This window comes from Microbacterium sp. bgisy189, assembly GCF_057707225.1.
This window is the reverse complement of the sequence record NZ_JBYIPT010000001.1, coordinates 593,078-611,769: the sequence shown is the minus strand read 5'-3', so window position 1 is coordinate 611,769 and position 18,692 is coordinate 593,078. Positions and strand designations below refer to the sequence as shown.

12 protein-coding genes are annotated in these 18,692 nt (G+C 70.3%); 6 read left to right on the top strand and 6 right to left on the bottom strand.

What is annotated here, in order from left to right:
* From AC3ENX_RS02905 to AC3ENX_RS02895, 3 genes are read left to right on the top strand one after another with little or no spacing between them, the layout of a single operon-like run.
* On the top strand, positions 1 to 351 hold the full coding sequence (locus AC3ENX_RS02905; RefSeq protein WP_434810331.1) for a lycopene cyclase domain-containing protein: 351 nt from the start codon (positions 1 to 3) through the stop codon (positions 349 to 351).
* Entirely contained in the window at positions 348 to 671 is a 324-nt protein-coding gene (locus AC3ENX_RS02900) for a lycopene cyclase domain-containing protein (protein WP_434810330.1), read from the top strand. Before AC3ENX_RS02905 ends, AC3ENX_RS02900 begins: the two co-directional genes overlap by 4 nt.
* Complete coding sequence (locus tag AC3ENX_RS02895; RefSeq protein WP_434810329.1) at positions 668 to 1,549, top strand: prenyltransferase; 882 nt, start codon at positions 668 to 670, stop codon at positions 1,547 to 1,549. The genes AC3ENX_RS02900 and AC3ENX_RS02895 overlap by 4 nt, the downstream gene beginning before the upstream one ends.
* 48 nt (positions 1,550 to 1,597) lie before the next feature.
* Here AC3ENX_RS02895 and AC3ENX_RS02890 read toward each other — a convergent pair whose 3' ends face one another.
* Complete coding sequence (locus tag AC3ENX_RS02890; protein WP_434810328.1) at positions 1,598 to 4,516, bottom strand: UPF0182 family membrane protein; 2,919 nt, start codon at positions 4,514 to 4,516, stop codon at positions 1,598 to 1,600.
* A 73-nt stretch (positions 4,517 to 4,589) separates the two neighbouring features.
* Positions 4,590 to 5,711, bottom strand: a complete 1,122-nt coding sequence (locus tag AC3ENX_RS02885) for a YlbL family protein (protein ID WP_434810327.1) — start codon at positions 5,709 to 5,711, stop codon at positions 4,590 to 4,592.
* A 136-nt stretch (positions 5,712 to 5,847) separates the two neighbouring features.
* Between AC3ENX_RS02885 and AC3ENX_RS02880 the strand changes: the two genes are divergently transcribed.
* Positions 5,848 to 7,248 carry a zinc-dependent metalloprotease gene (locus AC3ENX_RS02880; RefSeq protein ID WP_434810326.1) on the top strand — a complete coding sequence of 467 codons (1,401 nt, stop codon included), beginning with the start codon at positions 5,848 to 5,850 and terminating at the stop codon, positions 7,246 to 7,248.
* Between the two features lie 748 nt (positions 7,249 to 7,996).
* Here the strand turns inward: AC3ENX_RS02880 and AC3ENX_RS02875 are convergent.
* Both AC3ENX_RS02875 and nudC read right to left on the bottom strand, forming a co-directional pair.
* The gene (locus tag AC3ENX_RS02875; RefSeq protein ID WP_434810325.1) at positions 7,997 to 9,709 is read right to left on the bottom strand and encodes an ATP-dependent helicase; all 1,713 of its coding nucleotides are present in this window, start codon (positions 9,707 to 9,709) and stop codon (positions 7,997 to 7,999) included.
* Positions 9,702 to 10,622, bottom strand: coding sequence for an NAD(+) diphosphatase (gene nudC / locus AC3ENX_RS02870; protein ID WP_434810324.1), 921 nt, complete (start codon positions 10,620 to 10,622; stop codon positions 9,702 to 9,704). Before nudC ends, AC3ENX_RS02875 begins: the two co-directional genes overlap by 8 nt.
* A gap of 64 nt (positions 10,623 to 10,686) precedes the next feature.
* Between nudC and AC3ENX_RS02865 the strand changes: the two genes are divergently transcribed.
* The gene (locus tag AC3ENX_RS02865; RefSeq protein ID WP_434810323.1) at positions 10,687 to 11,934 is read left to right on the top strand and encodes a phosphotransferase; all 1,248 of its coding nucleotides are present in this window, start codon (positions 10,687 to 10,689) and stop codon (positions 11,932 to 11,934) included.
* 24 nt (positions 11,935 to 11,958) lie between these two features.
* Here the strand turns inward: AC3ENX_RS02865 and AC3ENX_RS02860 are convergent, their stop codons facing one another.
* Positions 11,959 to 15,237, bottom strand: a complete 3,279-nt coding sequence (locus AC3ENX_RS02860; RefSeq protein WP_434810322.1) for an ATP-dependent DNA helicase — start codon at positions 15,235 to 15,237, stop codon at positions 11,959 to 11,961.
* Positions 15,234 to 18,341 carry an ATP-dependent helicase gene (locus AC3ENX_RS02855; RefSeq protein ID WP_434810321.1) on the bottom strand — a complete coding sequence of 1,036 codons (3,108 nt, stop codon included), beginning with the start codon at positions 18,339 to 18,341 and terminating at the stop codon, positions 15,234 to 15,236. Before AC3ENX_RS02855 ends, AC3ENX_RS02860 begins: the two co-directional genes overlap by 4 nt.
* A 126-nt stretch (positions 18,342 to 18,467) precedes the next feature.
* On the opposite strand from AC3ENX_RS02855, the gene AC3ENX_RS02850 reads away from it, so the two are divergent.
* A complete protein-coding gene (locus AC3ENX_RS02850) occupies positions 18,468 to 18,692 on the top strand; it encodes a DUF3107 domain-containing protein (RefSeq protein ID WP_434810320.1) in 225 nt (74 codons plus the stop codon).

The following is an 18,692-nucleotide window of genomic DNA, read 5'->3' as shown; positions in this document are numbered from 1 at the left end:
ATGCCCGGTGCATATCTGGCAGCGATCGTCGCTTCTGCGGCCGGTGTCGCGGCCCTCGACGCCCGCTTCCGCCTCGCGCTGTGGCGTTCCCCTGCACGCACATCGGTCGCGACCGCGATCGGGGCGGCGTTCCTGCTCGTGTGGGATGCCGCTGGCATCGCATCGGGCATCTTCATCAAGGGCGGCAGCGATCTGCTCCTCGGCATCGATCTCGCTCCGCACCTGCCGCTTGAAGAGCCCCTCTTCCTGCTGTTCCTCACCTACCTTGCGCTCGTGGTCCACGCGGCTCTCCTCCGTGGACAAGGCGCGAGAGCCCGCGGGGACGAGCGGGACGGGAGGCCATCACGGTGAGCTACGCCCTGCTGATCCTCCCGTTCGCGGCAGTCACGGTGCTCGTGACCGCCCTGAGCGCACTTCGCCCAGGCTTCACGGGCCGCCTTCGCGCGTCAGCACTGACGGCCCTGGCCCTGTGCGTCTTGACGGCCGTCTTCGACAATCTCATGATCGCGCTCGACCTGTTCAGCTACCCGCCCGCGCAACTGTCCGGGCTGCGCATCGGACTCGCGCCGATCGAGGACTTCTCCTACCCGATCTGCATCGCCTTCCTTGCACCGGCGGTTCTCGCATTGCTCCCCCCGGCGCGGGTGGAGCCCCAGGAAGGCAGTTCGTGAGCGCCGGCACGCAGACGACCGCGCGCCAGCTGCTGCTGGCGTCGCGCCCGGTGAGCTGGGTCAACACCGCCTATCCGTTCGCCGCAGCGTACCTGCTCACGACCCGCGAGGTCGACGCCGCGTTCATCATCGGCACGGTGTTCTTCCTCGTGCCGTACAACCTCGCGATGTACGGCGTGAACGACGTCTTCGACTACGAGTCCGATCTGCGCAACCCGCGAAAGGGCGGCGCGCACGGCGCGGTGCTCGATCGTCGTCTCCACCGCGTCACCCTGTGGGCCGCGGCACTTTCGTGCCTGCCGTTCGTGGTCGCCCTCGTCGCACTCGGGTCCCCCGCGTCGTGGCTCGTGCTCGCGCTCAGCCTGCTGTTCGTCGTGGGTTACAGCGCTCCTCCGCTTCGACTGAAGGAACGCCCGTTCGCCGATTCGGTCACCAGCAGCATTCATTTCTTCTCACCGGCCGTCTACGGCCTCGTGCTCGCCGGTGCCACCTGGACCTGGGAGCTGGTCACGGTGATCCTCGCCTTCGCCGCGTGGGGTGTCGCATCGCACGCCTTCGGCGCCGTACAGGACGTCGTCTCGGATCGCGAGGCGGGCATCGCCTCGATCGCGACCGTGCGGGGGGCGGCGTGGACGGTCCGATTCGCCCTCGTCGCCTACGCAGCCGCAGGACTGCTGCTGCTGCCGACCGCGTGGCCCGGCCCGCTGGCGGCGCTGCTCGCGATGCCGTACATCGTCACGATCTGGCCCTACCGCGCACTCGCAGACCGTGATGCGGAGCGCGCGACTGTCGGGTGGCGGCGCTTCCTGTGGCTCAATCAGGGCACGGGATTCGCCGTGACGCTGCTGCTCATCTGGTGGTGGATGCTGACGAGCTGAACCGGGGCGCCACCTGACGCGTTGCGCGGCACCGCCCCGGCCGAGAAATCACTCCTCGGACAGCTCGAGCAGCTTCTCGACGGCAGCCGTCAGTCGCTCGTCCGCTTCTGCGAACTTCGTCAGGTCGCCCTCGGCCAGCGCCGCGTCACGATCGGCCATCGCCTGTCGTGCGTTTTCGAGCGCCTGCGTATACGCATCGCCGCCGGGCGTCTCAGTGCCGGGGTCAGGGTCCTCGGTTCCCGGATCGGTCGGCGTGGGAGACGGCCCAGGCGTCGGGGCCACCTCGTCGTCGCCCGTGCTGGCACCCGAGTCGCCGCCGAAGATCGAGTCGAGCGCCTCCTGCAGCGTGTCTTCGAAGGCGACCTCGTCGCCGAACGCGACGAGCACCTTTCGCAGCGTCGGCAGCTTCGTGCCTTCCGAAGCCTGCACGAAGACGGGCTGCACGTACAGCAATCCGCCACCGACCGGGAGCGTCAGCAGGTTGCCGTTCAGCACCTGTGACTGCCCCTGACGAAGCAGGTTCACCTGCTGCGCGATCGTCTCATTCGAGTTGAACGTGTTCTGCACCTGGCCGGGGCCCGGAACCGTGGTGTCGGCGTTGATCTCGAGCATGCGCAGCTTGCCGTAGTCCTCACTGACCACGCCCGCTTCGTTCCCCGCGTTCGAATCGACGGCGAGATAGCCCATGAGCACGTTGCGGGACTCGGTGCCCGCGGAGGACGACGGGATGAACGAGGTGAACATCGAGTACGTCGGCGCATCCTGCCCGGGCATCTGCATCGTCAGGTAGTACGGCGGCTGCAGCACGTCGTTGGCGAGCACCGGGTCTTCGGGCGTCAGCCACGCGTTGTCGCGCGAGTAGAACGACTCCGCGTCATCGACGTGGTAGGTGCCGAGCATCATGCGCTGCACCTTGAAGAGGTCAGTCGGATACCGCACGTGGCTCATCAGGTCGGCCGACATCTCGGAGACCGGCTTCAGCGTCGACGGGTAGATCTTCTGCCACGCCTGCAGCAGCGGATCCTCGTCGTCCCACGCGTAGAGCGTCACGGTGCCGTCGTACGCGTCGACCGTGGCCTTGACGGAGTTGCGGATGTAGTTGACGTCGTCGAGCGCGACCCGGGGCGACGTGTTCGTCGTGTCCGAGATCGCGTCGCGTAGGCTCACGACCTGCGAATACGGGTAGTCGGCGCTGAGGGTGTATCCGTCGACGATCCACACGATCCGCCCATCGACGACCGACGGGTACGGGTCGTTGTCGAGCTCGAGATACGGCGCTGCGCTCTGCACACGCGTGATCGGGTCGCGGTCGTAAAGGATCTGCGACTCGGCGTTGACGGCATCCGAGAAGAGGATGTCGGTCGACTGGAACTTCAGCGAGTAGATGAGTCGGTTGAAGATGTTGCCGACACTCGGTCCGCCGTCGCCGTCGAAGGTCGTCGTCGTCTGCGACTCGCCGTCCTGCCCACGGGGGTAATCGAGCTCGATGTCCTCTGCGCCCTCGGGGGCGCCGACGATCGAGTAGGTGGGCGAGTTCTCACCGAAGTACACGCGCGGCTCGAGGCCGTCCTCACTCGCGGTCAGCTCGCCGGTCGCGGGGATGCCGCGCTCGAAGAAGACGGGGTTGCCGTCGCTCGTGCGCTCGTTGCCCTTCGCGGCGACGATGCCGTACCCGTGCGTGTAGACGAGGGTCGTGTTGTACCAGGACGCGCCCGAACCGAGCTGGTCGAGGTTCAACTCACGCACCGAGACGACGGCATCCTGCGACTGTCCGTCGATCTCGTACCGGTCGACATCGAGCGGGTCGGTGAACTGGTAGTACGAGCGGTACTGCTCGAGCTGACGCACCGTCGGGCTGATGATGGCCGGGTCCATGATGCGGATGGACGCCGTGGTGTCGGCGTCTGCCCGCAACTGTCCGGGTTCGGCGTCTGTGACCGCCTGGAAGTCGCTCTTCTCGAGACCGTCGATGCCGTACGCGAACTTCGTCGCCTCGAGGTTGCGGTCGTAGTAGGTCGACTCGATCGTGCGCTGGTTGGGGATGACCTGCACCGTTGTGACGAACCACGGGTACGCGACACCGACCACGAGGGCGGAGACCACCAGCAGCGCGGTACCGATCAGCGGGAAGCGCCAGCGGCCGATCACGGCGGTTACGAAGAAGAGCACCGCGACCAGCGCAGCGGCGATCGCGAGAATGGTCTGCCCGGGGATGATCGCGTTGACGTCGACATAGCTGGCACCGGTGATGCGGTCGCCCTGCGTCGTGAGGGTCTTGTAGCGGTCGAGCCAGATGCTCACCGCCTGCACCAGCAGGTAGAGGCCCGCGATGACGGCGAGCTGGATGCGGGCCGACTTCGAGATGCGCAGCTCGCGCTGACCGACCCGCACCGAGCCGTAGAGGTACGCGACGACGACGGTGACGAGCAGGCTCACGAGCAGCGTCGCCGAGACGAAGCCGAGCAGCGCCGAGTAGAACGGCAGCTCGAACAGGTAGAAGCCGGTGTCGAGGTTGAACTCGGGGTCGGTCTGACCGGTCGAGACGCGGTTGAACCACAGCCAGACCGTCTGCCACTGCGCGGAGGCGGCGAAACCGGCGAAGAAGCCGAAGAAGATCGGAATGCCCCACATGGCAAGGCGACGAAGCGGCTCGACGACCTCCTGGTAGTGGTCGAGCTGGGAGCTCAGCCGCGCGTAGACGGGGCGGAGGCGATACGCCAGCTGGATCGCCACGAACACGGGCACCGCCATCGCGAGGAACCCGATGACGAACATCACCACGCGCGCCACCCACTGGGTGATCAGCACCCCGTCGAACCCGAGTTGGCGGAACCACAGCCAGTCCGCGTACAGGCTCGCGAAGACGAAGAACGCCACGACGAGGGCCGCAAGCGCTGCCAGGGTGATGCTGACGGCGCGGCGGGCGGGACTTGGTGTGGCCGGAGTCGGCGCTGAGGTCGAGGTCACCCTCCCATCCTAGGCGCGATGCAGGTCACCACGACCGGGATCGGGCCTCGGGGATCACGCCCCCGGCGAACGCTCAGGAATCGCAGGTCGCAAGCGCCGCGAGGTCACCATCCGACCGCACCGCATCGAGGACGTCGAGTGCATCGTCGAGCGTCTCGATGGCGAACACCTGGAGGCCCGAGGGCACGTGTCCGACGACCTCGTCGCAGTTGCTCGCGGGTGCGAGGAAGTACGCGGCTCCGGCATCCTTCGCGCCGTACAGCTTCTGACGGATGCCGCCGATCGCTCCGACCCGTCCGTCGGCGTCGATGGTGCCCGTGCCGGCGACCTGCTCGCCACCGTTGAGCTCGCCTTCGGTGAGCGTGTCGATGATCCCGAGCGCGAACATCATGCCCGCCGACGGCCCACCGACGTTGTCGAGCTGAATGGTCACGTCGATCGGAAAGTCGTACTCGTGCAGCGTGCTGACGCCGATGAGCCACAGCGTCTCACCGTCGACGTCGGTCTGACGGGGGGTGATCTGTTCGGTCAGCTCCTCGCCGTCGCGCAGCACGGTGAGCTCGATCGGTGCACCTTCACCCGCGTTGATGATGTCGCGCAGCTGCTGCGTCTGCTCGATGGGGGTGCCCTCGGCCGCGATGATGACGTCGTCGGGTTCGAGGATCCCCTGCGCCGCGGATTCGTCGGTGAGCGCGAACACCCGCACCGACGACGGCACGTCGTAGTCGAGCTCACGCAGGGCAGCCGCCGTCGCCTCCTGCTGCGAGTCGACCATGAGCTGCGCGCTCTCTTCGTTGCGCTGTTCGGTGGTCACGCCCTCCGGGAAGACCTCTTCGATCGGCACGACCGCGCGCGAAGGATCGAACCACGCACCCGCGAGCTCGAACCATGACGGCGTGCGGTCGCGGTTGCCGACGACCTGCACCGTCAGCAGATCGAGCGCGCCACCCGTGGGATAGGTCTCGGCGCCGTCGACGGCGATCAGCGGCACCTCCTCACCGTCGGGTCCCTGGGCTGTGCCGAGGGTGTTGTAGACGGGGCCGGGCTGCTGGATGACGAACGGCGTGGGCAGCACCGTCAGTGCGAACAGCGCGATGAGCGCGACCGAGACGGCCCAGATGCCGGCGACGGTGCCGCGCGACATCCGTCGCCGAGGGGTCGGAACGATCGTCACGTTCTCGTCGAACATTGCCACGGGAGCCCTTCCTTCGACCGCCGTTCGCGGCCGGCGTACACCGGACATCGGTCCGCCGGGTGGATTCGGGCCGTGCGGTGAAGCCGTGCGACTAGCGTAGAACGGGACGTCATCACTCCGCTGAAAGGCCACCGACATGGCAGACGAGGACCGTTCCCCCGAGGACGAGTTCCAGGAGATGCTGCGCAACCTCCTGGGTGGCGGCGCCGGACTCGATCCCGAACAGCTCCAGCAGCTCTCGGGCATGGGCATCGACCCCGCGATGATGCAGAACATGATGCGCAACCTGCAGGGCGCGTTCGCCGCGGGCACCGACGGGATCGACTGGTCCTCGGCACGCACCCAGGCGCTGCACCTGGCCAACAAGGACGGGCACGGCATCTCCTCGGGCGCACGCCAGGACTTCGACCAGGCCTTCGCGCTCGCCACCCTCTGGCTGAGCGAAGCGACCACCATCTCGGATCTCGCCGCACCACCGGCAGCGATGACCCGCGGGCAATGGGTCGAGGCGACGCTCCCGGTGTGGCAGGAGCTCGCCGAGCCCGTAGCGACCTCGATCGCCGACGCCCTCACCGAGGCGCTGCAGACCCAGACCCCCGAAGAGATGCAGTCGATGATCGCCGGCGCGGGCAAGTTCCTGCGGACGATCGGCGGCGCCCTGTTCGCGGCGCAGCTCGGCAGCGTCATCGGGCGCCTCTCGCTCGAGGTCGTCTCCGGCGGAGACGTCGGCATCCCCGTCATGCCAGACGGCGCAGCGGCGATCCTGCCGCAGAACTTCGACGACTTCGGTCGCGACCTCGAGATCGAGGACGACCAGCTCGCCCTGTACCTCGCGACGCGTGAGCTCGCCCACGCCCGACTGTTCCGCCACGCACGGTGGCTGCGTCTGCACGTCATCTCGCAGGTCACCGAGTTCGCCCGCGGCACCCGCGTCGACACCGATGCACTCGAAGAGCTCGCGTCACGGTTCGACCCTTCCTCGACCGACGAACTTCGCGAGGCCCTCGAAAGCGGCGCCCTGCTGCCACAGCGGACCGAGGCGCAGACGCTCGCACTGACACGGCTCGAGAACCTGCTCGCGACGATCGAGGGTTGGGTCGAAGTCGTGACAGCAGACGCCACGAGCCGCCTGCCGGCGGCGGACCGCATCAGTGAAGCCGTGCGCCGACGCCGCGCCGTCGGCGGTCCCGCCGAGCAGGCCATGGCATCCCTCGTCGGCCTCGAACTGCGCCCGCGGCGCCTGCGAGAAGCTGCCGCCATGTGGCGCGCCGTCACGGATGCCGTGGGCGCCGAGGCGCGCGACCGCCTGTGGGACTACCCCGACCTCATACCGACGGCCGACGACATCGACGATCCGCACGCGCTCGTCGCCCGGCTGCAGGCCCACGAGCGTGGTGAAGCGCCGGCGCGCGACGCCATCGACGACGCACTCGATGCCCTGTTGAACGCTCCGCAGGCGTCGGATGCGGGCGGCGACGCGGCAGGGTCGGAGCCCGACGACGGCGCTGAAGGTCCCGAAGGACCCCGCCCGGTCTGAGCACCACGTGCCCCGGGCGGCTACGCCTGTGGACAACCCGGTGGGCACACGCGCGCGGCGCGCGAGGATCAGGGCATGCCCAGACTGACCCCGTCGAACGCACCGCTGTGGCGGTCTCCGACGTCACTGCAGCTCGGTATCGACGGCGACGTGCGCGTCGAGACCGTGCAGCCGTGGCAGGAGCGACTGCTGGACGCGCTCATCGAGGGCGTCCCCGAGGCGATGCTCCATCCGCTGGCACGCTGTCTCGGTGCGTCGGGCGCGGACGCAGCGACGTTCATCGCCGATCTCCGTCCCGCCTTCGCTGCTGACGACCCGCCGGTCACGGCGCGCGTCGCCGCCGCCGACGGGGTACCCGACCGCGATGCCGAGGTCTTCGCGTCGAGCCTGCGACACGCGGGGCTGGACGATGGGGTCGACGACACGGCGCCATTGGTCATCGTCGCCGCGCGGCTGGTCGAACCGCGCCACGCCGCAGCCCTCGTCGCGCGCGACATCGCGCACCTGCCGGTTCACCTCGCGGGCGACCGCGTCGAGGTCGGGCCGCTCATCGTGCCCGGTGCGACCGCCTGCCTCGCGTGCATCCACGCGACACGCACCGACGCCGATCCGACGTGGCCGGCGCTCGCAGCGCAACTGCTCGGTCGCGCGCCGGTTGCGACAGCAGGGCCGCTGCTGCTGGAAGCCGCGGCGATCGCCGCGCGCATGCTCACCTCACGCGAGCTTCCCGCCGGCGCCGCAGTGACGCTCAGGGCCGACTCGGCGCGGCGCGCCTGGCGCGTGCACCGGCCGCATCCTCGATGCTGGTGCCGAGTTCCCGCAGGAATCGCGACGGCTGCCGATCGCGATGTCCGCTCGATCGCGCCCACGTCAGCGAGAGCGACCGAGCAGCCCGCGTGACGCCCACGTAGGCCAGGCGTCGCTCTTCATCGACGCCCTCGAGCGTCGAGGCGTACGAGATGGGCAACAGCCCCTCGGACATTCCCGCAAGATGCACGTGGTCCCACTCGAGGCCCTTCGCCGCGTGGAGTGTTGCGAGCGTGACGGTGCGCATCGAGGGCTCATGCTGATCTTTCGCGCGGGCCAGCAAGCCGTCGGCGAAGGCCCGCAGCGACGTCCCGTCGGGCGCCTCCTCGGCCAGTCGCAGGAGCGCCGCCCGCGCCTCCCACTGGTCGCGCAGGGCGCCGCCCGCCGGCGGCGGCTCCTCGGTGAGCCCGAGCGAGCGCAGCACATCGCGCACCGCGCGCACGAGGCCCGCCTCGCCGGGTGCGACGGCCGCACCGCGCAGCGCGAGCACCGCCTGGCGAACCTCCGGAAGGTCGAAGAAGCGGGTACCGCCGAGCACGGTCGCGGGGATGCCGCGACCGGCGAGGGCCGCGAGGATCGGAGCCGACTGCGCGTTCGCGCGGTACAGCACCGCGATGCGCCGCGGATCGACGCCGCGGGCGACCTGGGCCGCCACCGCTGCCGCGATGCCGTCCGCCTCGGCCGCGTCGTCTGCGTAAGCGGCGACCGTCGGCTGCGGTCCCCGGGCGGCGTCCGAGACCAGCCGCAGGGCGCCAGGGCGATCACGCATGAGCGCGTTCGCGACGTCGAGCACGGCGGGATCGGATCGGTAGTTGTGCTCGAGCCGCACGACCCGCGCATCGGGAAACCGCCCGGCGAAGCCGAGCAGGTACTGCGGGTCGGCGCCCGCGAACGAATAAATCGTCTGGCTGGCGTCGCCGACGACGCACAGATCGCGACGATCGCCGAGCCACAACTCCAGCAGTCGGTTCTGCACCGGCGAAACGTCCTGGAACTCGTCGACCGTGAAGTGTCGGTACTGCTCGTGCACGGCCGCCGCGACCCGCGGTTCGGACTCCAGCATCCCCGCGCAGGCCAACAGCACGTCTTCGAAGTCGATCTGTCGCCGTTCGTCCTTGAGCTTCTCGTACGCACGCTGCAGGTCGACGAGAGCCGACAGTTCCAGCCCGCCCACTCCGTGCGGGCGATCGGCGGCATCCTGATCGATCGTGCGCATCGTCACTTTGCGGTGCTCGATACGCGAGGCCACGTCACGCAGCGTCGTGTTGTCGGTTCGCACGCGCGCCGCGTCCGCCGCCTGGGCGAGCAGGCGGATCTTGCTGTCGACGATGGTCGGCGCCGTGTCCGCGGCCAGCTGCGGCCAGAAGAAATTCACCTGCGCCAACGCGGCAGCGTGGAACGTCCGCGCGGCGACCCCCTCGACGCCGAGGGCGCGCAGGCGGCCGCGCATCTCCCCCGCCGCCTTGCTCGTGAACGTCACCGCCATCACGCGCGACGGCGAGTAGGCACCCGTGTCGACCCCGTGGGCGATGCGATGGGTGATGACGCGGGTCTTTCCCGTTCCCGCACCGGCCAACACGCACACGGGTCCACGAAGTGTCGAGGCCGCCTCGCGCTGGGCTTCATCGAGGCCGACCAGCGAGCGATCACTCACCGGAGCCGCCGTCCGCGTCGAGCCATTCCCGGATGAGCATGTGCGCGATCGACGCCGGCCCGGGCAACGAGAAGTCTGCCCTGCCGGAGAATCCGGCTCGCAGCTCCTGCCGATCGAACCAGCGCACGTCGACGATCTCTTCACCGTCGGGTCGCGCAGCGGTCTCGTCGACCGCCGTCGCGTGGAACCCGAGCATCAGCGACCGCGGATACGGCCACGGCTGCGAGCTGCGATAGCGAATGCCGTGCAGGCGGACGCCCGCCTCTTCCTCCACCTCGCGCGCGACCGTCGCCTCGATCGACTCCCCCGCCTCGACGAAGCCCGCGAACGTCGAGTACATCGCACGGTCGCCCCACTGCGCGTTGCGCCCGAGCAGCACACGCCGGTCGTCCGCCGAGGTCACCGCGACGATGACAGCGGGGTCCGTCCGCGGAAAGTGCTCGCGCCCGCACGACGGGCAACGGCGCGCCCACCCCGACTGGATCACGTCGGTGAGCGCCCCACACGCGGGACAGTACGGCGACTCTCGCAACCAGCGGGCGAGCGCGACCGCAGTGACCAGCGCGGTCGCCTCTTCGGCCGGCAGCACCGCGCCGGCGGTGCGCAACGAGGCCCAGCGCGAGTCATCGGACTCGTGCGCGTCCAACACGGCCGCGAGCAGCAGCGGCGCACCCGCCTGCGTGCGGCCGAGGAAGGCCCAGTGCTCGATCTCGACACCTGCGAGACCTGCGGGCGCGTCGAGGTGAAGCTGATCGCCGTCGGTACGGATGCGGTCGCCCGCCACGACAAGCACACGGGTATCCGACCGTTCCCGCAGTCGGCGAATCAATGCGGGGTCGGTTCGTTCGTCGGCGGCGCGGTCGAACCGGCCCCGCGCGAGAGCGGGCGGCGGCGCGCTGTCGTTCGCGGGCATCGAGGACCTCTCTTGCCGGGCGTGGCGCGGTGTCGCGGGGGCGTGCCCGACCTACCCTGGGGGCATGGCACGCTCACCTCTCACTCTAGCCGCGTCGGTGACAGCCGCCCTGCCCCGTGTGACCGCGGTCGGTGTGGCGCCCCTCAGCGACGGCGGCGCGGGACGGTTCGACAGCGCGGTCGTCTCCCTCGACGACGGCCGACGCGTGGTCGTGCGTGCGCCCCGCGATGACGAGGCGGCGGCCGAACTGCACGCCGAGGCGAACGCCCTACGGGCGCTGACCCCCGGTGTGCGCGCGGTGCTGCCGTTCGCGGCGCCCGAAGTGCTCGGCGAGGCGTCGCTGGGTGGACCCCGCGCGCTCGTCGAAACCTACCTGCGCGGGTACCGCGTGGATGCCGCGCACATCCCGCCCGGGCAGGGTGTCGCGACCTCGATCGCCGCTTCGCTTGCCCGCGTGCACAACCTGCCGCACTCCGTGGTCCGCGATGCGGGGCTGCCGGTGCGCACCGCCGAGCAGGTGCGCGACGAGGCCGAGCGACTGCTCGATCGCGCCGAAGCCACGGGGCGCCTGCCGTTCGGGTTGCTACGCCGGTGGAGCACGGCTCTGGCCGACGAGGAACTGTGGCGATTCGAGACGACGGTCGTGCTGGGCGGCGCAGAGCCGTCGTCCTTCCTGCTCGAAGACGTCGAGGGCGTTCCCGCCGTGACCGGCCTGCTGGGCTGGCGCGGGCTGAGCGTCGGCGACCCCGCCGTCGACCTGCGGTGGGTGGCGTCGGCTTCGGCGGCGCGCCACGACATCTTCGACACGTACGCCGATCAGACCCATCGCACCGCCGATGCACTGCTGGCCGAGCGAGCCAGGCTGCACGCGGAGTTCGAGTTCGCGTCGTGGCTCGTCCACGGGCACACCGTCGGGTCGGAGTCGATCGTCGCCGACGCGGTCGCCCTGCTCGAATCCCTCGACGAGAACGTGCGCGACGAGCCCGCCTTCGTCCGCGAGCACGTCAGCGCCGACGATGCGTTCGCCGCGAGCGACCGCGTCTCGCGGAACCAGTCGGGCCCGATCGACACCTCGATGCAGACCGACGCGTTCGATGCGGACGATCTGGAGGCGTTCGGTGACGACGAACCTTCATCGACGGTCGATCAGCCGACGCAGCCGCTCGAGATGAGCGAATGGGCCGCGCGAGAACTGGCAGCCCGCACGCCTGCCGACCCCGACATTCGCCACGAGGCCGCCGCAGCGTCCGCCGCTGTCGATCCCGACGAAGCCGCGCGCAATGCGCTGCGGCGTTGGACCGGCACCGCCTGAGCGGGGCGGGGCCCAACCGGGCGATCAGCCGCGAAGGATGAGGTCGTCGGCCACGTAGTACAAGACGACGTCGATGCGTTCCAGCGGCACGCCGCGGTGTGCGTGATATGCCCGGCGATACAGTTCGAGCTGCAGCATGCGCTCCTCGCGCTGCGCGGCACCCCGCGGCGGCCGCCCGGTCTTCCAGTCCACGATCTCGATGCGATCGCCGCGCCGGTAGACGGCATCGAGCTTGCAGATGATGACGTGCGCGCGGCCGTCGCCGAACGCGTCGGTGTCGACGAAATCGATCTCGGTCTCGACTTCGATCGGCTGCAGCTGCGCCCACTCCGACGCGAGGAAGTTGCGCTTGAGCGTTGCGAGGGCCGCATCGTCGGCCCTCGCCGCATCGGGTGTGTCGTCGTCCTGCTCCCACAGTGCGTCGTCGAGTGAGGTGCCCGCGCCGGTGAGTCCCGAGCGCTCCTCGACCCATGCGTGGAAGACGGTGCCCAGTCTCGTCTGGCGGTACGGGCGTTCGGGCAGTGGCCTCGCGATGGCGGCGACGGTGCCCGCGTAATCGGTGACGAACTCCTTGAATCGCGAGGCCGGGATGCGTGTCGGTGCGGTCTCGACTGCCGAGCGCCCTCGGGCGGCGCGTTCGGCGAGCAGCAGCTCGAGGTCGCGCTCGGGCGCGACCGGCGGTGCGGCCTGCGCCGCGGCGACCGCTGCGGATGCCGCTTCCACCCGCGACCGGCGCGCGCCGAGCGGATCCATCGGCCATCGCAGCAGTTCTACGGCGTCCGCGTACGGGTTGTCCCCCGGGTCGGCGTCACGGTCGACTGCGCCGGTCACGTCGTCGCCGAGTGTCTGCGCGATCTCCGCCAGAAAGATGCTCGGCCGCCGCGCGCTCTTCGTCCCCGCCCAGTGCGATCCGCTCAGCAGGAGGTGGTCGCGCGCACGGGTGACCGCGACGTAGGCGAGGCGTCGCTCCTCGTCGAGGTGACGGGTACGGATGCCGTCGCCGTAGTCCGCCAGCGCCTGTTTGAGCTCTTGCTGCGTCTGCGAGTGCTCCCACGCGAACGTCGGCAACCAGCGCTCATCACCTCGGAACGCGTACGGCAGCACACCGAACGACAACCACCCCTGGCCGTCACGCAGTCGCGCCGGCAGCTCGTCGTCGACGCCGCGCACGACGGCGACGGCATCCCACTCGAGCCCCTTGGAGCCGTGGATCGTGAGCAGCTGCACCACGTCTTCCTCGGGCGGCTCGGTGCGGGGCGCGAACTCGTCAAGCCGTTCGGCGCGGTCGAGCCACGCCAGCAGGCTCGGGAGCGATCCGGATTCGTCGGTCGCGAGAAAGCCGTGCAGCTCGTCGACGAAGGCGCGCAGCTGGTCGGTCGCGGTGCGGGCCGGCCCCCTGGACTCGTTCGCCGCGAGCTCGATATCGAGGCGCAGCTCGCGCTCGACGAGCCGCACGAGCTCTGGAATCGGGATGCCGGCGGACTGACGCAGCGCCGCGAACACTCCCGCTGCTTCGCGAAGGCGCGTCCTGGCGGCCGCCGTGAACCCGTCGAGCCAACCGTGGTCGGCGGGGTGTCGCAGAAAGAAGTCGAGGGCGTCGACCAGCGATGCGTCGTCGCCACCCTGCAACCGTGCCGATGCGTGCGCATCGAGGGGCTGCAACGAGACATCGTGCCGCCCCACCCGTCGGGCGAGCGCATGGAGCGCACGCAGATCGCGCAGCCCGATCCGCCAGCGGGGACCGGCAAGCAGTCGGATCAGGGCTGATCCGGCGTGCGGGTCGGTGATGACGCGCAGCGCGGCGACGACGTCGACCACCTCGGGCGTCGCGAGGAGCCCGCCGAGGCCGAGGATGCGATGCGGGATGCCGCGCTGCCCGAGCGCGTCGGCGAACCGCAGCATGTGCTTCTTGCTGCGAAACAGCACGGCGCCGCTCGTCTCCTGACTGTGTCGGCGGCGCTCGTCGCGCACATGCGCGAACCATTCCGCGACGGCGGCGGCCTCGGCATCCACATCGGTCGTGATCGTGATGCGTACGTCACCCTGCGGCGCCCCGGGGCGCGGGCGCAGCGCTCCGACGTCGACGGGGCTGGACGCCGCCAACGGCGCCAGCACGGCATTGGCCGCCGCCAGCACGCGTGCGCTGTTGCGCCAGCTCGTGAGCAGCGTGAAGCGAGCGCTCTCACCTGTGGATGAGAACGCCTGGGCGAAGTCGCCGAGGTTCCCCGCACTCGCGCCGCGCCAGCCGTAGATCGATTGGTGCGGATCACCGACGGCCATGACCGCTGCGTCGGCGAAGACGCCCGACAGCAGCTGCGTCTGCACGACGGAGGTGTCCTGATATTCGTCCAGCAGCACGACACGGTAGCGCTGCCGAAGCTCGGCGGCGATGCCCGGGTGGGCGCCGACCGCGTCGAGTGCGCCGGCGACCTGATCGGCGAAGTCCATGACGCCTTGGCGGCGCTTGGCGTGCTCATAGTCCCGTGCGAGCGCGACGAGCACCCCGAGACCGCCGACTTTGTCTGCCGCCTTCTGGATGTCGGCGTAGACGGTGACGCGCGCCGAGGTCGAGGGCCGCTCCAGCACGTGCGCGAAGTCGTCGGGGAACGAGGCGAGCAGGTCGAGGTCGACGCGGTTGTCGACCCCGTCACGCGCAATGCGAAGGGCCGCATCGATGATCGACGACAGCGCCTCCTCCCGTCCTTCCAGGCGTGGATCATCGGAGGCGAACACGACCCGCCGCATCAGCAGCCACGCGGCAGATTCGCTGAGCACCGCAGCCTCGGGATCGCGTCCGATCCGCACGGCGTGCTCGCGCGCGATCTGGTCGGCGAAGCTGTTGTAGGTCGACACCTCGGGCCGGTGCAGGAGCGCGTCGGGGTCATCGGCGACGGGTTCGAGGTCGCGCGCGAGGTCGTCGAGCAGGATGCGGCGGGCACCCTCCGCACCGCCGGAACGCTCGAGCTCGCCGAACGCGTCGAGGGCGCCGCGTTCGTGCAGGCGGGTGAGGTGCGGCAGCAGTCCGCGGCGCTCGAACTCGGCGAGTCGCTGCAGGCGCTTCGCGATGCGTTCGGCGAGTTCGCCGGCGGCCTTCCGGGTGAAGGTGAGGCCGAGCACCTGGTCGCGCCGCACGAGTCCGTTCGCCACGAGCCATACGACCCGACCCGACATCGTCTCGGTCTTGCCGCTGCCTGCTCCGGCGACGACGAGTGCGGGCGCCAATGGCGCCGCGATCACGGCGGCCTGTTCGGCCGTCGGCGGAAACTGGCCGAGTGCGGCGGCGAGCGTCTCGGGCGAGATCACGAGGCACTCACCGCCGCGATCGTGTGGATGCGGCACAGTCCGTAGGTGTGGTCGTCGCGACAGTGGTCCTCGTACGGCGCCTGGAAGGTCTCACCGCGCATCACGGCGACCGCGTCGGCGACGCGACCGAGGAAGGCCGCGCGGGTCTCTTCGTCGAAGGGCAGCTGCCGTGGCTCGACGTAGTCCTTCGAGGCCGCAGTCGGGCGCAGCACCAACAGCTTCGCTCCCCCGGACGGCTTGCCGGAGGCAGCCTCGATGGCGCCGGATTCGAAGGCGAGCTGGTAGGCGGCCAGCTGCGGATGATCGGCGACCTTCGCATCGGTCTGCGGCTCGCGCTTGCCGGTTTTCAGGTCGACGATGACGACCGTCCCCTCCGGCGTGAGTTCGACCCGGTCGATGAATCCGGACAGCACAGCCGGTCCGGTGCCCCGATCGGGCAGCGGCACCTCAAAGCGGGGCTCCGCTCCCAGCAACGCACCGCCGGACGCCTCGAAGCGTCGCAGGTACAGCGCGAGACGGCGGATGAGATCGCGCGCACGCGTCTGCTCGGCGCGATCGCGCCACGGCGCCTCGAACTCGAGCTCACCCCACCGCGCCTCCACGGTGCGCCAGAGGTCGTCCTCGTCCGCACCGGCGGCGTGTTCGAGGGCCGCGTGGATGATCGTGCCGATGCCGGCGACGGTGCTCCCCGCATCGCCGCCGAGATCGCCGATGAGCCAATCGAGCTGACAGGTCTCGATCGCCTCCAGCCTCGACGGCGACACGCGGACAACCTCCTCGGTGTCGCGGGCGCCGCCCGAGGTGACCTCTGCGATCCCGTACCAGCGTGTCGGGTCGGCACCGTCGACCTCGGCGGCCGCGAGCAGCGCGAGTTGACCGGCGGCATGCTGCCGCTCCACCGCGCTCGCGCGTCCGGCGGTGAGGGTGCGACGGTGCCGAGCGACGAGCCCGCGCAAGGACAGCGGATGCTCCGCCGACACCGGCGCAGGCTGCGCGGGCGGAAGGAACTCGAACAGCGCGCTCGGGCCGGTGTCGTCGTCGTCCACGGCCGTCACGACGAGGTGTGTGCGGGCACGCGAGACGGCACGCGCGAACAGCCGGAGCTCATCGTGCAGCACCGAACGGCGCCGGTCGACCACGTCGGGGGTGGGCTGTCCGATCGTCGCCAGGCGCCAGGTCTCCAACAGCGACCCGCGGGTGCGGAGGTTCGGCCAGACGCCGTCCTGCACGCCCGCGATCACGACGGTGTCGAATTCTGCCCCGAGCGCCGCAGCCGGCGTCATGATGCGCACCGCGTCACCCGGCGGCGGTGCGGACAGACGGTCCTCGGCGACATCGGAGTTGAGGACGCCGCGGATGAAGGCGAGCGCCGACGTGTTGTCCTCGCGTTCACCGTGTCGTTTGGCGGCCTGGAAGAGCGCGACAAGTGCCTCGATGTCTCGCCGTGCCTGCTCGGCGAGGGGTCCGTGCCCGGCTGCGGCTTCGGTCCACACCCGCTGCCTGCCCGATGACTCCCAGACCGTCCAGAGCAATTCGTGCGCCGTGGCGGCCTCGGCGAGCTGCGTGCGAAGTGCCGCGACGGTGCCGGCCACACGGGCAGCCTGACGGCCCTCTCGTGTGTCGAGCAGTTCGAACTCGATCGGGTGCGCCATCGCCGACGCGAGCAGTTCGCGCCCCGACGGCAGCGGCGCATCATCGGCATCCGTCGCCCGTGCTGCGGCGTGGCGAAGCGTGGTGCGCAGTCGCCGGAGCGCGATCGGATCGAACCCTGCACCGCGCAGCGCGTCGGTGACGTCGTCCGGCCGCCACTGCTCGACCGGAAGTGCGGCGAGTTCGACCGTGCGCAGGACATCGCGGATGGCGCTGCGATCGCCCAGCGTGCGCCCCTGCACACCGCCGGTGGGCACGTCGCGGGCGGCGAGTTCGGCCTCCAGCGCCGTCACCTGCCGGGTGTCGTGCGCGATCACCGCACACTGCGCCCACGGCACCCCGTCGTGCACGTGCCGTTCGCGCAACAGTCGCGCGATCGTGTCGTACTGTTCGGCGGCGGAGCGCAGTGCGAAGGCCCGCACACTCGCGTCGGTCGCGACGGTCGCATCGCCGGTCGGGCGACGGCGGTGCGCCACGACGCCGGCCGCGCCGATGCGCGCGGTCACCTGCGCCAGCAGATCGTGCTGGGCGGGCGTGCCCCGATGTGCACCGTCGAGCACATGCAGCGTCGAGCCGGCTGCCAGCCGTGCGAAGTTCTCGGGGCTCGCCCCGCGGAACGCACCCGACCCCACGTCGGGGTCGCCGAACGCCAGGACGGCGACGCCGCGTTCGCGAAGTGCGCCGAGCAGGTCGACGCCGCCCGCGGTGAGCTCCTGCGCGTCATCGACGAGCACGACCCGCACGTCGAGCCGCTCGGGTACGCCGCCGCGCACGATGCCGAGCGCTTCGCGGACCATGCCCGCGGCGTCGCGGTGCGCACCGCGCATGCGCGCCCGGACACGCTGGTATTCGGCCGCGAACGAGGCGACCGACTCCCAGACCGGCAACGACTCGTCGCGAGCGATGTCAGGGAGTGAGGACGGTTCGACGCCGAGGGTGACGCATTCGGCCAGGAACGCCCGCAGCTCGGCGCGGAAGCCCTGCGTGGCCCTGATGTCGGCACCGAGCCAGTCCGGCCATCGCGAGCGACCATGACGCTCGTCGTCGGCGTCGCCCGTCAGCAGGTCTTGCAGGATCTGGTCTTCGTCCGGCCCCGTGAGCAGCTGCGGCGGTTCTGCGCCGGCACGCACGGCGGCGGCCCGCACGAGCGCGTAGGCGAACGCCGCGACCGATCTGGCCAGCGGTCCCGGTGTTGCGACCTCGACGGCGAGGGCGAGGCGGTCGCGCAGTTCAGTCGCCCCTTGGCGAGTGGGCGTGAGCACGAGCACCTCGTGCGGTGCGAAGCCCCCCTGCAGCAGGTGGACGACGCGTGCGACGACGACCTCGGTCTTGCCGGCGCCCGACGCCCCGACGACGACGCCGGACGCATCATCGGGCAGGTCGACGATGGCGCGCTGGGCGGCATCGAGTTCGACCTCGGGGGTGGACGCCGAGGCGGAGGGCGCAGGGGGCATGCACACACGCTATCCGGCGGGTCCGACGTCCGTTCGCCCACAGCGTGCGCGCATCGCGACCCCCGTCCGGACGGTGCCGTAGAGTCGTGAGTGCGCCGCGACGGGCGCAACGAAAGGCAGGCAACCGTGGACATCCGCATCGGCATCACCAACACCGCACGCGAGCTCAGCTTCGAGTCCGTCGAGTCGGCGGACGCCGTCAAGAAGTCGGTTGCGCACGCGCTCGAGTCGGGTGCACCGTTCGTCGAGTTCGTCGACAGCAAGGGCAACGCCTACCTCGTCCCGACCGCGGGCATCGCCTTCGTCGAGGTCGGCACCGAAGAATCGCGACGCGTCGGCTTCGTGGCCTGA

Coding starts and splice junctions, on each gene's coding strand:
- AC3ENX_RS02905 (WP_434810331.1), top strand. CDS start 1: ATGCCCGGTGCATATCTGGCAGCGATCGTCGCTTCTGCGGCCGGTGTC.
- AC3ENX_RS02880 (WP_434810326.1), top strand. CDS start 5,848: ATGGCAGACGAGGACCGTTCCCCCGAGGACGAGTTCCAGGAGATGCTG.
- nudC (WP_434810324.1), bottom strand. CDS start 10,622: ATGCCCGCGAACGACAGCGCGCCGCCGCCCGCTCTCGCGCGGGGCCGG.
- AC3ENX_RS02865 (WP_434810323.1), top strand. CDS start 10,687: ATGGCACGCTCACCTCTCACTCTAGCCGCGTCGGTGACAGCCGCCCTG.
- AC3ENX_RS02855 (WP_434810321.1), bottom strand. CDS start 18,341: ATGCCCCCTGCGCCCTCCGCCTCGGCGTCCACCCCCGAGGTCGAACTC.